We start from the raw sequence: 13,632 nt of genomic DNA, 5'->3' as shown, positions 1-13,632 counted from the left end.
CAAGGTGTGTCGTGAAGGATAAAAAGTCACAGTCTGTGATTTTGATGATTTTTGTGATTAATAGTCATAAGTAGGTGAACGGAAAAAAACCGACATAAGTAACGAAAAGTAAAGTTACCCAAAACCTCTTCCCTGTTCCCTGCTCCCTGTTCCCTTGTCATAACGACAATTTTTCACGCTAACCTACTTAACTGTTAAATTAATCATCGAAATCAAATTCAAATTTCAAATTTAGTATTAAAAAAAATATTTATTTGAGTTATTTACACCAATTTAAGACCAAGCAGCCAGATTAGAGTAGTCAATTGCAATTATCATTAACCGCAAAGACGGATAAGTTAATTGATGAGTTTAATGATTCTGGAGTGACTATTTGCCTACTTAAAATTGGTAAGATGATAATTCTTGCTAGTTTAGCACAATTTTTCCAGTAAGATACAACCAGTTTTACTTTTTACAAAAATTTGGCGATCGCGGTCAAACAAGACGCAACCACAAGCTATACTAGTTTTACCTTGTTCATTGTGGCTGTTGATATATTCCTGGCTACGGTTGTCAATCATTTCAGCAATTGCACTATAGACTAGATTTACCCAATTACTACCAGTATTAATATCAAGGTTTTTCAGGTGTTTTAGTGCTGCTTCGGCTGTAGGACTGTGAAAAATGGTTTGAATATCAGTCGCATTTAAACCGAGCATAGCACAATGACTGGTTAAAATTTCCCGACGACCATCAGCCAAATGATGATGGGTATGAAAAATTCCCCCCGCTAGTTTCATCAATTTACCATGATAACCAAATAATAAAATTTCTTTGACACCCAAGACATCAGCAGCCACTAACATTGGTCCCAACCAATTGGCGGTTTTTACCAACTGTGCAGGATTTATACCGATTCTCTGGGCTAAATCTAGTCCATTTTCCCCAATACAAAATACCAAAGTTGTAAATTTACTAGCCTTTTCCTCCAGATTAGCCAGAAAAGCCGCTAATTGATCTGGTGTGCTTAAAGGTTGAGAAATACCCGTTGTTCCCAGTAAAGACAATCCCTCTACTACACCAAAAGCTGAGTTAGAAGTACGGATGGCCAGCGATCGCCCTTCTGGTAAAATAATTGTAACTTTGATTTTTTCCGTCTCTGTTAATAATTTCCGTAAATTTTCCTGAAATAACCGTTGAGCATAAGTATAAATTGCGGCTTTACCATCATCATTGAGTTTTTTCCCAATACCTTCTCCACCCTGAATAATTACTGATTCTCCATCTCCTTCGTACCATTCTACCACAGCCCAAATTGGTGTATTTTTAGTTAAATCCAGATTATCACCCGGATCACTGCGAGTCATAGCCAAAGCTTGATTTTCTGATATTCCTGCTACTTGCTCAATGGGTATTTCTCCCATTTGGGCAGGTTCAAGCAAATCTATAGAGACAGAATTTATATGTTGACGATAACGTAGCCAATGTAAAGCCGCAACAGCAGCAGCACAAGCAAAAACCGGTAAAGTGTATCCAGAACGGGACATAGTGACAATTGAAAATTGAGAAAACCCTGAATCATCTAAACACCAACTTCCGACAATAAAACCTGCATATTTTCCCAAGAAATATCCTTTTCCAGATAACGGGGTGACTCAGGATGATAGGGACTTGCTATTCTATCAATAGTGATAATTTTAGCAGCTTCAGATAACACCGGCACATCAGGATCAAAAGCAGTTGCACGCATTAAAGAACTAGAAAAGCCTTTAAAAACAGCAATTGTATCAGTTTCACCGTCAATTTCTACAGTGACAATAAGCACCTCCTTTGGTCTTTTAACTGTGTATTTTTCCAGTCTTTTACTAATAGGACTATTCATAATCTTCAAATGAGCGACTTTCCCTGAGACACAATTAATGTGTAGTCGAACGTCCATACTTACTGAGTTTGAACGCGACAAAATAACTTAAATAAACTATGTAAAATCCTAAAGTAACTATACCCAGAAAACCGAGAAAAGCAGGTGTACTCTTATGGTGGAAATAGTCCTTAAAGACTAATGGTGCTTCCAACCAAACACTACAGTAAGGAGTTTTCAGCGTATTAGCCGAAAAAGCACAACGTAAAAAAGGTAAAAGTGCTAACGCTCCTAAACTACAATAAACCGTTGTTGCCCAACGCCAAGAAGTAAAAACCAGTTTTAATGGACCTTGGGGATGATACTCAATTTCATCATTGATATCCAGCCAAAACCATAGCGCAATAGGGATGAAAATCCGTGCCATTAAAGCAGATATAAAACCGACCCCAAAGCCACCAATCATTAAATAAATGCTAATAGCCAATAGACTAGCTACACGCCAGTAAATCGTTAATAAGCGTTGCATGGCCTCAGATTTTTGCACAAATACCCAAATTAGGAGAATTATGGGAATAATCAGCACAAATAATAATTCTAGCCAATAGTCCATCCAAACATAGGGGCGAAACCATACTTCTGTCATAAAGTCAATAGAAAACTAGAAAAATTTGTAACTAAATATTTGATAGCATAGCTCATCCTGAGCATGGCAGAAAAAGTTATAGCACAAGGCAAGAGGGACTTATGCACTCATGCAACGTTGAAATTCTTGTTATTTCTAAGTTTCCATGATTGATTATGTTCTAATTCCCCTGGCTACAGCTATAGTTTTAGTATCCTGTTTCCAAGTGAAAAACGGGGGGTTTATTCCCCGTCTTCAACACTCCGGTAAATTATTACCTCATAAAAACGTACAAATACTGGTTTTAGTCTTCATAAAGACGACACTCATCTGCGTCTGGATTAGCATCGCAATACTTTTCTAAAGAGTTTTTAGGCTTCTCCTGGCTTTGGTGAGATGCTGCGGCTTGAAGCTCTTCCACTGCGTCCCAAGCAGCAGCACACTCAGCGGAATTACTACCTGAAATGTCGCATACAGCGCGAGCTTCTGCAACTTCTTGTTCGATTTTTTCTTGGATATCGCTAGTAGTTTGGGTATTAGTCATGATTTTTTCCCGTTATGTTTTGTTTATACCAATATAGAACAATTTTGAAAATGGCAAGTTTTCTTGCTGTGAATAACCATTCTTACACTTTTAGTGATAATTCGGTTGGGTAATATCATCTAAACTGACAATTCCTGACCATTGCACCTTTTTTTGCTGTTCTCGACGATAGGAGAAGAAATATTCTGGAGTTTGGAAAGTACAATAAGGTGCGATCGCAATTTGTTCTAAACTAACTCCCAAGTGTTCCAACTGTAAAGCATTTACCCGACGCACATCCAAACGCACTTTTCCTGGTTCTGTATCACTGAGTAAAGGAGAATTTGGTAAATCATGTAAAGCAGCAATAATTTTTTCTGGTTCGTTATCTGGTATAATGCTACTGCCGATTTTCGCGGCCACTTCCACCGCAACTTGATAAACTTCACCCGCAATAGCCGGACCCATAGCCACACGCAAATCTGCTAAATTACTGCCATGGGCTTGCATTCTATTAATAGCCGCTGGGACAATTTTCGCCGCAGTACCGCGCCAACCAGCGTGTAAAGCCGCTACTTGTCCAGTTTTGACATCTCCAATCAAAACAGGTGTACAGTCAGCAGAAGCCACCCAGACAGCTTGTAAAGGTTGATGACTAATTAAACCATCTGCTAAAGCCAAATCATCATCACTGATGTTAACATGATGATCAACTTCCTGGGGAGTCAAAACAGTATTACCATGTACCTGTTTTAAGCGATAAACTAAAGCTTCTGGTTGTAGCGCCTGAGTTAGCTCATGAGGTAGACGTGGCCAAAACCGCTGGGTAAAGAAACCATGAGGCCAGGGTTTTAGAAGATTACAAGTTAGGTAGGGTAGACCTTGCCAATTGTGCCAATGCCAAGTGTGCATCTTTAACCAAACCTCAACAGAAAATTAATAACTTTCAATCAATTCCATGTTAACTTGAACAACGAGAAAAACAGATTTGCCCAAAAGCCAAAAAATCTTCAAATCAATTATGGGGGAATGTAGTGGAATTTAATCGCCAACTTCTGGTAGATAGATTAAAAGCAGAATATAAGCATCAAGACTTACCATTCTCCCTACATATTTTTAACACATTATCCTCCACAAATCAAACCCTATGGCAACTCATTCACCAGGGGGAGAAACCCTGCTGTGTAGTTATTGCTACTCAACAAACCGCAGGGAGAGGCCAATGGGGTCGTCAATGGCAGTCTCCTGCTGGTGGTCTCTATCTTTCGATGGCAATAGATCCTAAACTAGAAGCTACCAGCAGTTATCAACTGACCTTGGCCAGTGCTTGGGGAATTACAGCACAATTAAGAAAATGCGGTCTACCGGTTGGCATAAAATGGCCGAATGATTTAGTATTAAATGGTCGGAAATTAGGCGGTATTTTGACGGAAACCAAAGTTAATCAAGGACAAATCACTCAAGCCGTTATTGGTGTTGGTATTAACTGGGAAAATCAAGTTCCGTCCACGGGAATTAATCTGAAATTATGGCAAAATTCCCAGAATTATCAGATAATAGATCACCTAGAAATGCTAACTTCAAAGGTTTTACTAGGAATTAATTCTGGTATAGAGTGTTTACAAGCAGAAGGAATAAGTATACTCTTATCTCACTATCTTGATGTCCTCACAAATATGGGTGATCAGGTTGATGTCAATAATCTTTTAGGTACAGTAGTTGGTGTAACTCAAGAGGGTAATCTCCGATTAAAAATGACAAATGATGATCCAAAAGCACCAATAACACCCGAAATTTGCTGCCAACCAGGTACAATCAGTTTAGGTTATCCTCTAGCTTAGGTTTCATCTGGTAGGATAGTACACATCCAACATTTAATGACATCATTTTCTTAGGTTTATTACACACAAAAAAAGAGAACAAATGACGCAGCATCATAAATCTGCCCATAAAAATTTTTACTATTGTGGGATGAGTAAAGGTTTTGCTTATAAACTACCGGGACGAAGCCTTTGTCTACTAACTAGCTTTAGTCTTATCGGTAGCGGTTTTGTGGCTGCAAGTGAAAGTTCAATATACAACATTGCCCCAACTATTGAGAATTCCCAGCCAAAAGCAGCAGCCCAACCAGCCCAGCCAGAAACTATTGTGTCACCAACAGCACAACCAAAAACAGATTTTTCTGAACGTCAAGCTAGGCTGAAAAAAAGGCTAACTAGTAAAAGTGGATATAGAGCTATACAAGCTATTAGAGATGCAAAATCCAGAGGTGAAAATACTCAACAGTCGGAAGCTGACTCCCTAGCCAAAAAACTCCCAGAAGTCCGCCAAACAGACAAAATCTCTGAGGATACTATCATGGTTACAGAGAGTGACGTCAAAGATGACAATAACAATAATTATATTGATCCGACTGAGTACAAAAATCCCGACACAGGTAACTATCAATCCCCAAGTTCTGTAGTAGTGACAGAACGTTCTAGAGGTTGTCGAACAATTTTAGCTGCGGGTGCTTGTGGTAAAACTATCCAAAATCACCCTGTGGCTAAGTTTCAAAGATCATCACCAACTTGGCTGAAAAAAAGTGCAACTGCTAAATTACCAACCGTTTTCTCTGTCAAAAAATCACCCTGGTCACCCATAACGGTAAATAACAATCAGCAAAAGAATATTGCCGAAAATCTTCCTAATAGTCACAGTCAAATTAGTTGGACTCGAAATAATTGGCACTCAAGGGCAATTAAAAACAGAACTTATACCGCCAATTATACAGGTAATACAAAGGCAGCCTATCATGGTCGTCCCTTTCTCCCTAGTCCTGGGGAATTTAGCACTACAATTGTCAGCGCTAATCCTATCGCTCCCCCGGTGGGTAGTTTACCAGCACCAGTGATGGAGGGCAATGTTGCTCCTCGTGCCAGTATGGTGTCTTATAACTTCTCCCTGGCATCAGTCCTACCAGAAGTTCCTTATACTAATACCATTGCCTATCGTGGTGGTAGTGGTTCGGGAATGATCTTCCCCCTAGCTATCGCTGCCCCCATTACTTCTTTGTTTGGCTGGCGGGTTCATCCTATCACAGGTGATAGTCGCTTTCACACTGGCACCGATTTGGGTGCGCCCACAGGAACACCAATTTTAGCAGCAGCTAAAGGTCAAGTCGAGACTGCTAACTGGGTTAGTGGTTACGGTTTAACTGTGATCATTAATCATGCTTCGGCTCAACAAACTCTCTACGGTCACATGTCAGAAATCTTGGTTCAACCCGGTCAATGGGTAGAACCGGGAACTGTCCTTGGCCTAGTTGGTAACACTGGTAATTCTACTGGTCCTCACTTGCACTTTGAAGTCCGTCACCTCACCCAAAATGGATGGGTTGCTGTTGACCCAGGTGTACAGTTAGCAGGTGGAATCAGTCAATTGATACAATCTCAGCGCATAGCCCAAGCTCGTTAATTAGGGTAGGGGGAATTGCCAATTCCCTCTACAAATACCCATTTTCTGCTAAAAATGCAGTTGTAATCTCCCCTTGTTGATGGTGATTATTGCCAGGAGTGAGAAATTTTTCTACGTATTTACCCAAGATGTCTGCTTCTAAATTTACCCAACTCCCCGGTAATAAATGACTCAGATTGGTTTCGCTGTATGTCAGGGGTATAACTGCAACTGTAAATTGAGATAATTCTGATTTATATTCAGCCACCGTTAGACTGATACCATTAACAGCAATACTCCCTTTAGGAACAATATAGCGAGCGATCGCATCCGGAGCAACAAAGGTCATTTCCCAGGAACTAGCAGTTTGTTTAGATGTTATTAACTGACCAATTCCATCTACATGACCCATGACAAAATGACCACCGACTTTACCACCTACTCGCAGAGACGTTTCTAAATTAACATATCTTTGCTGAGTTTCTTCCTTACCTAATGTTGTGCGGCCGAGGGTTTCTGGTGAAGCGGTGGCAATAAATCCATCTTTTAATATTTCTTCAACTGTCAGACAGACTCCATCCACAGCTATACTATCACCATAAGCCAAGTCCTGAACGATTGTCTGTGGCTGACTAAGATAACTAATTTGCCACAAATCTCCCCCACGGGGTTTTATCGTTCCTAAACCTTGAATTAATCCTGTAAACACAGCTTTTGCGAAAATAATTTTATTTATTGCCTGATTTTGGCGGAAATCAACTCATAATTATCGGAAAAAATTTACAGCCCGTAGGTTTAATTTATTTCCCGATTTTGCTAAATGAATATTAACATATTCACATCACTCCCAGGGCTTACTTGAATTTAAAGGTTAAAGAAGGATAAAATATGAAGGACAAATAAATTAGTTGTTAATATGGTAGGAAATAGGTTTATTTATACCTCATTGCTAGGATACCACAACAACAGTCAACAAACCATTAAAAATTCATAAAAAGCAGATTAAACCAGCTTTTTATGAATGATTAATTTTTAATTTTTAATTTTCAGAAGAGTGTATTGTCTGCTACATATTTCCAAGCGATTAAAGAATTTTAGAGGCTGAACCAATGATAGAAATGAAAGTCGCTGGTATAGCATTAGATGCCATCACCCGCAGCCCGATTGTACTCCTGAAAGATGGTTCAGATCGTCGCGCTTTGCCCATTTACATCGGTCAAGAACAAGCCAGAGCAATTATGGGGGCTATGGAAAATCAAAAGCCTCCTAGACCTTTAACCCATGACCTGATGGTGAATATGCTGGAAGCGTGGAATATGACCTTAGATCGGGTGATTATTCATACCCTGCAAAAGGATACCTTTTATGCAGCGTTAATTCTTCAACAAGGGGATGTCAAAAAAGAAATTGATGCTCGTCCCAGTGATGCGATCGCTATTGCTCTACGTACAAATACTCCGATTTGGGTGATGGAAGAAGTAGTCGCTGATGCTTCTATCCCCGTAGATCGTGATGCTGATGAAGCTGAACAAGAGGCCTTCCGCGAATTTATTTCTAATCTCCGTCCCGAGGACTTGATTAAGCGGTTTGGTAATGGAGAAAGCTAATATCAAGTTCTCGAACTAGAAAATTAACAATTGAAAATTAAAAAAGCAGATAAAAAAAGCTTTTTAAAAGTTTTTAATAGTTATTTATTTTTACCGCAGGGGATTAACAAACTATTGAGTAATAATTTCTGAGTTGTCAAAGCTGAGAATTGAGAAAACACAAGAAAATTATTATTTCTCTTCTCCATTCTTTCCTCAACTCAGCCATCATTTACTTAACTGGATAAACTAGAGTCATGCAATATCGTCGTTTTGGTAAAACTAACTTACATCTTTCTGTTTTTTCGTTGGGAACAATGCGCTATTTAACTGACAGCGAAAATGTCCAGCAAACCATTGAAAAAGCTTTATCTTTAGGAATTAATCATCTAGAAACAGCTAGAGGTTATGGTGATAGCGAAGCATATTTGGCTAAAGCTATTAAGGCTGGTTTATCAATACCTCGTCATCAACTTTATATTACTACCAAAATTCCGCCTACAGCAGATGCTGATACCATGCGTCAGTATATTGATGAATCTTTAAAACGGTTAAATTTAGATTATTTAGATTGTCTGGGAATTCATGGATTAAATACGTGGGAACATTTAGAATGGGTACAATCAAAAAACGGCTGTATGCTGGCTGTACAAGAAGCTGTAAATGATGGCAGAGTCAGACATATTGGTTTTTCTACCCATGGTGCATTAGATCTAATTTTAGCCGCTATAAATACAGATTTTTTTGAATTTGTCAATCTCCATTATTACTATTTTTTTCAACGTAATACCGCCGCAATTGAATTAGCAATAGAGAAAGATATGGGGGTTTTTATTATTTCTCCCGCTGATAAAGGGGGAAAATTATATAGTCCTCCCCCAACATTAAAAGAACTGTGTCATCCATTCACACCCTTAGATTTTAATTATCGTTTTCTACTCAATGACAAACGCATTACTACCTTGAGTATAGGACCTGCAAAACCAGAAGAATTAGTAATATCTCCAGAAATTTTTGCTGATAAAAATGAATTAACCAAAGCGGAAATTGCTATTTTAGAAAGATTAGAAACTCAGCAAAATAATGTTTTATTAACTGATAAATGCAGTCAATGTTATGCTTGTTTACCTTGTCCAGAAAATATTCATATTCCCGAAGTTTTAAGATTAAGAAATTTAGCCGTAGCCTACAAAATGACAGATTATGGACAATATCGTTATGGAATGTTTGAAAAAGCCGGCCATTGGTTTCCAGGAATGAAAGCCAACCGTTGTACAGAATGTGGTGATTGTTTACCCAAATGTCCAGAAAATTTAGATATTCCTGCTTTATTAAAAGATACCCATGAAAGATTACAAGGGAAAGCAGGAAGAAGATTATGGGAGTAAAAAAATCAAATGTAGAGATGTTACCAGCAACATCTCTACAAATATTAAAGATAATGGATATTTAAATTACAGAAATCTTTAAACATTAGTATTTTTGCTCCTGATTTCTTCGACTTCTGCTAATGTTTCCACCGTTAAAGGTGTAGATTGACTCGCACCAGAGAGCAGTTTTAAAAGATTAGGACGGGAATCATATAATAGATAGATAATGCGATCGCCAATTTCCCATTCTTGAGTGGCTGACATTACCTGTAAACGTTGTTCTCGTTCTAGCAAAAGAGGTATTAAAATCCCATCCTGAATTTTTTCTTGTATATGTTCCTGTTGAGATGCAAATTCTGCTACATTTAATGTAGTTGCACCTAACTTAACTTGTCCATTACTTAAATATTCATTCCAAGTTTTTATTGGTAAATCAGGAACAAAAGCCTGATCAACTTTACTATTAACCACAGGAGAACCTTGAGGGTGACGGGGAAAAGCAGCTAAAACACAGGGGGGATTAAATTCCTCAGCAGCCCGTTGCGCTAAAACAAAATTTACCTCACCATTACTTGTAATTGCCAAAAAAGTACCCATTGAACCAATTCCGGCCTCTTCGAGTATTTCCCCGTCCAAAGCACTACTAGCAATTACCCGCAGATTTTGGGCTTCAGCTTGGGCTAAACGTTCTGGGTCAGTATCAATCATCACCACACTTTCTCCCCGTTCTTGAAAAAAGCGAGCAATTAATAAACCCAAAGGATTACAGCCCACAATTACCGCCCCAGTTGCGTCTTGAGAACTAATTCTTAACAATTTAACCAACCAGCCAGCGGTTAAACCTTGACAAAAAACTGTCATAATAATTGTTAAAAACACTAAAGCCTTAATTGAGTCACCACCATTAATACCGCGTTGGGTGAGTAAAATGGCAAATAAAGAAGCCACAGAAGCGGAAACTATGCCTCTAGGTGCAACCCAACTTAAAAATAGTTTTTGTCGCCAATTTAAGTCACTGTTCCAAGTACAAAAAATGATATTAATGGGACGCACGACAAACATTAACACCAAAACAGTCAATAAACTCCCCCAACCCAAAGCCAAGACACTGGCAATAGATAAATCAGCCGCTAGGAGGATGAATAAAACAGAAACACTGAGAATGGTAAGTTGATTTTTAAAACTTCGCAATAAACGTTCTTCGGGAACTGAAGAGTTAGCAAATACCGCACCAGCCACCACTGTAGTCATAATTCCCGACTCGCTGCGGATGATTTGCGCTAGGGTGAACAATACCCATAACATTGCCAGTACAACCAGATTTTTCAGTTCAAAGGAGATGAAATTGGCACGTTTGAAGATCCAACTCATTAAGTAGCCACCAATACCACCTATACCCGCACCTACACCGAAACGTAAGAGGAGACCAATAATGGCATTAATCGGGTCCGTGTCACCGTTTAAAATTGTATCTAGGACTACATAAGCCAGAATAGCACCCACGGGATCAATGATAATCCCTTCTCCTTCTAATAGCGTTGCTACTTGTCTATCTACATTAATTTGTTGAATTAATGGACCAATTACAGTTGGACCTGTAACAACAACAATAGACGCATAGAGAAAAGCTATATTCCAAGGAAATTCACCCAACCAGTGAGCGGCCAGACTACCTCCCAACAGAGTGATCATTGTTCCCAGTGTCACAAGTAACTGTAAACTAACGGAAACCTTGCCCAACTCTTGCCGATCTAATTTCAGTCCACCCTCAAACAAAATGATTGCTGTTGCTAGGGAAACAATCACTTCTAATCCTGCCCCTAGTAAGTGCGGTTGCAATAGTCCCAAACCGTCTTTACCCAAAAGAATGCCTAATAGCAGTAGTAAGACAATGCTGGGTAGCTTGAAATATGCAGCCATTACTTGGGCGCTAATGCCCGCAAAAACAGTGATCACCATCTGGATGGTGATTTCAAAAGGTGCTTCCATGTTGTAGATTTTGAGCCATAGATTTCAAATCAAAATCCTGTGTACAGAATCATATAGCAAGGAAACTGGTAAACAAGAGTATCTGGAGACCTTCATAGGACGCGTTGCCCAAACCAAGTATGAATTTAGGTGTAGATATGAGAACCCCTACCCAGGTCACGTCTCTACAAGGATTTGGATATCAACAAATATCATTGTCACACATCAAATCAGCAACGCCCATAGGAAAACAGCACCCACAAAGTTATCTCACTAAGATTTTAGTAGATTTTGTCCAAACGTCAGCAGTTTATTTCCCCTGTTGGTGCCTCTAACCCTTTCCCAGACTGCTAAAAAAAATTTTTTCCCAACCTATTGACATCCTCAAAAAAATCCGCTATATTATTTAAAGTGATGAAAAACAAGCCCCCATCGTCTAGAGGCCTAGGACACCTCCCTTTCACGGAGGTAACAGGGATTCGAATTCCCTTGGGGGTACTAAAGAAAGGATAGAGCTTCTTCTATCCGTTTATTATTTCCAGATTTTCATTTTTTGTAGTTCCTGTAACAAAATAATTTGTTAGAGGGTGGTTTCTAGAGAACGTTGACGAATTGCTAAGAGGTTGGCTTGCAGGTCTTGACTGAGACGGCGTTCAATAATTGAGATTGGCATAGTCAGTTTAGGCCAAACTTGGATGGTGTAGCAAAGAGTAGTACCTTGTTGTTCACTCAAGAAACAAGGCTCTAAGCACCAAAAACCCGAAAAACCCTTAAAATCTCCTTCTACCATATTGAATTGGATTAATTTAGGAAATGATTCCTCTAAATCCAAAACCACACGGGCACAGAATTTAAAATTAAGTAAACTCGCTCTACCAATTTGTTCCAGTCGAATGCCTCCATTGGGATGTTCAAGAAGAGTGCTTTTGGCGAGATTGGGAATAAAATCAGGTAATGATTCATAGTCCGTGAGAATTTGCCAAACTTTTTCTACTGGTTGGGGAATTTGGATTGTAGCGCTAATTTGGCGCTGTCTGTCTGATAATTTATCAACCTGAATAGCTACTTCATTGGTATCTAAGTTTTCTTCAGGAGAAATATTGTTGCTGAGTGTAGAAGAATCAGTTACCATTGTTTTTTATTCTATTTCCCTATAAATAACCCATAAAGCTGATATTTTGCATCCGAGTTAATAGCTGACCTGGTGTAGCCATAGTCAAATGTTTAAAATTAATTTTTAAGCTTTATTTTACCCAATTACAAGGGTATAAATGGGTAAAATTAACTAAAGTTTCCAACTAGCCAGATAAACTTTCCAGACTTAGAGGAAGCATATCACCATTTCTGGTCAATCCTAACAGCATTGACTGTTGTGGTTCAATTAATTTACCCGTGAGGACACAACGTTGTTGTTGTTCAGCTATGGCAGAAATACTGGCGCGAATATCAGATTTAGAAAAACGCGGTTGCCACTCACCAGATTTTTGTTGGATATAATTCCACAGGATATCTCGAATTAGAGACTGATATCCTTGATTACCAGCCATATCTTTAAGTTTATCCTTTAGTACCCGTTCTAGACGAATACTAGTAACTTCCATATCAGTTGTTGAAATGCGTGTAATGGTTTGCATGATTTTTTCTCCTTACAGATATATACAGAGTAGTAATACAAGTGTAGTATCTTTAAAAAAATGTTCAATATAGCAAAATAAATCCCGTTCAGAGTTCCCCGCTCTCAAAGGTAACTTTTATGACTACGCCATTTAGACTATCAGCATTTAAAAAATTAATCGACAATAAAACAAGAAAGCGGAATGTGGGTTATAAAACGTCTCCACATCATCTTCGTCGTTAAGTCCTGACCAGAAATAGCATTTTTTATAGGACTTACGCAAGTGTCACACCAAAAATCTGTTGTAGCCTGCTTTGCTACTGCATAAATCCTGCAAATAAACAGATTGTTGATATCTGACGCACCCTACCAATGTGCCAGTTGCGTAAGTCCTGTTTTAAACTAAATATTGTTGTGTCCTTTGATTATAATTACGAAAAGCTCCTTACATACCATAAGTTACTCTATTTGTCAATAGTATATTTGTCCTATCAATCAAAGTACATTATTTGCTGAATAATTTTTCGCCAATTTACTCTTTAAAACCACTGCTAATTTGTAAAGTTTTGTATTTTTTTGAAAATTGATCTCTGAAACGACTGTAAATAAAGAGTTTTAAAGATCATCTTTTTAGCAGCGTACAAAATTGACAATAGTAACCCAATTG

The 13,632-nt window shown here is 38.6% G+C and carries 14 protein-coding genes and 1 tRNA gene; 5 read left to right on the top strand and 10 right to left on the bottom strand.

What is annotated here, in order from left to right; all coding sequences use genetic code 11:
• Positions 1–26: 26 nt before the first annotated feature.
• The 6 genes from ACIR310F_RS27260 to pgeF form a co-directional block, all read right to left on the bottom strand.
• Positions 27–161, bottom strand: coding sequence for a hypothetical protein (locus ACIR310F_RS27260; RefSeq protein WP_269208334.1), 135 nt, complete (start codon positions 159–161; stop codon positions 27–29).
• Positions 162–413: 252 nt separating this feature from the next.
• Positions 414–1,529, bottom strand: coding sequence for a cobalt-precorrin-5B (C(1))-methyltransferase CbiD (gene cbiD / locus ACIR310F_RS0104855; RefSeq protein WP_028082847.1), 1,116 nt, complete (start codon positions 1,527–1,529; stop codon positions 414–416).
• A 35-nt stretch (positions 1,530–1,564) separates the two neighbouring features.
• Positions 1,565–1,864, bottom strand: coding sequence for a DUF7734 family protein (locus ACIR310F_RS0104850; RefSeq protein WP_028082846.1), 300 nt, complete (start codon positions 1,862–1,864; stop codon positions 1,565–1,567).
• A 34-nt stretch (positions 1,865–1,898) separates the two neighbouring features.
• Positions 1,899–2,489 carry a DUF3177 family protein gene (locus tag ACIR310F_RS0104845; RefSeq protein WP_028082845.1) on the bottom strand — a complete coding sequence of 197 codons (591 nt, stop codon included), beginning with the start codon at positions 2,487–2,489 and terminating at the stop codon, positions 1,899–1,901.
• A 283-nt stretch (positions 2,490–2,772) separates the two neighbouring features.
• Positions 2,773–3,012 (bottom strand): Calvin cycle protein CP12, encoded by a 240-nt coding sequence (locus ACIR310F_RS0104840; RefSeq protein ID WP_028082844.1) that lies wholly within the window; start codon positions 3,010–3,012, stop codon positions 2,773–2,775.
• A 90-nt stretch (positions 3,013–3,102) separates the two neighbouring features.
• Positions 3,103–3,903, bottom strand: coding sequence for a peptidoglycan editing factor PgeF (gene pgeF / locus ACIR310F_RS0104835; RefSeq protein ID WP_028082843.1), 801 nt, complete (start codon positions 3,901–3,903; stop codon positions 3,103–3,105).
• Between the two features lie 122 nt (positions 3,904–4,025).
• Between pgeF and ACIR310F_RS0104830 the strand changes: the two genes are divergently transcribed.
• Both ACIR310F_RS0104830 and ACIR310F_RS0104825 read left to right on the top strand, forming a co-directional pair.
• Entirely contained in the window at positions 4,026–4,832 is an 807-nt protein-coding gene (locus ACIR310F_RS0104830) for a biotin--[acetyl-CoA-carboxylase] ligase (protein ID WP_028082842.1), read from the top strand.
• A gap of 82 nt (positions 4,833–4,914) precedes the next feature.
• Positions 4,915–6,447: a M23 family metallopeptidase gene (locus ACIR310F_RS0104825; RefSeq protein ID WP_028082841.1), complete on the top strand. Its 1,533-nt coding sequence runs from the start codon at positions 4,915–4,917 to the stop codon at positions 6,445–6,447.
• A 28-nt stretch (positions 6,448–6,475) separates the two neighbouring features.
• Here the strand turns inward: ACIR310F_RS0104825 and ACIR310F_RS0104820 are convergent, their stop codons facing one another.
• Positions 6,476–7,135: a riboflavin synthase gene (locus ACIR310F_RS0104820; protein WP_028082840.1), complete on the bottom strand. Its 660-nt coding sequence runs from the start codon at positions 7,133–7,135 to the stop codon at positions 6,476–6,478.
• A 400-nt stretch (positions 7,136–7,535) separates the two neighbouring features.
• On the opposite strand from ACIR310F_RS0104820, the gene ACIR310F_RS0104815 reads away from it, so the two are divergent.
• Entirely contained in the window at positions 7,536–8,033 is a 498-nt protein-coding gene (locus ACIR310F_RS0104815; protein ID WP_028082839.1) for a bifunctional nuclease family protein, read from the top strand.
• A 236-nt stretch (positions 8,034–8,269) separates the two neighbouring features.
• Positions 8,270–9,400: an aldo/keto reductase gene (locus ACIR310F_RS0104810; protein WP_028082838.1), complete on the top strand. Its 1,131-nt coding sequence runs from the start codon at positions 8,270–8,272 to the stop codon at positions 9,398–9,400.
• Between the two features lie 78 nt (positions 9,401–9,478).
• Here the strand turns inward: ACIR310F_RS0104810 and ACIR310F_RS0104805 are convergent, their stop codons facing one another.
• Complete coding sequence (locus ACIR310F_RS0104805) at positions 9,479–11,371, bottom strand: cation:proton antiporter (protein WP_028082837.1); 1,893 nt, start codon at positions 11,369–11,371, stop codon at positions 9,479–9,481.
• 404 nt (positions 11,372–11,775) lie between these two features.
• Between ACIR310F_RS0104805 and ACIR310F_RS0104800 the strand changes: the two genes are divergently transcribed.
• Positions 11,776–11,848, top strand: a tRNA-Glu gene (locus ACIR310F_RS0104800).
• A gap of 82 nt (positions 11,849–11,930) precedes the next feature.
• Here ACIR310F_RS0104800 and ACIR310F_RS0104795 read toward each other — a convergent pair.
• Positions 11,931–12,482, bottom strand: coding sequence for an SRPBCC family protein (locus ACIR310F_RS0104795; RefSeq protein WP_028082836.1), 552 nt, complete (start codon positions 12,480–12,482; stop codon positions 11,931–11,933).
• Positions 12,483–12,648: 166 nt separating this feature from the next.
• The gene (locus ACIR310F_RS0104790; RefSeq protein WP_028082835.1) at positions 12,649–12,984 is read right to left on the bottom strand and encodes a hypothetical protein; all 336 of its coding nucleotides are present in this window, start codon (positions 12,982–12,984) and stop codon (positions 12,649–12,651) included.
• Between the last annotated feature and the right edge of the window lie 648 nt (positions 12,985–13,632).

The sequence above is a fragment of the Dolichospermum circinale AWQC310F genome (assembly GCF_000426925.1).
Taxonomy (GTDB): Bacteria; Cyanobacteriota; Cyanobacteriia; order Cyanobacteriales; family Nostocaceae; genus Dolichospermum; species Dolichospermum circinale.
The sequence above is the reverse complement of the archived record's forward strand: the minus strand, read 5'-3'. Positions and strand labels throughout refer to the sequence as shown.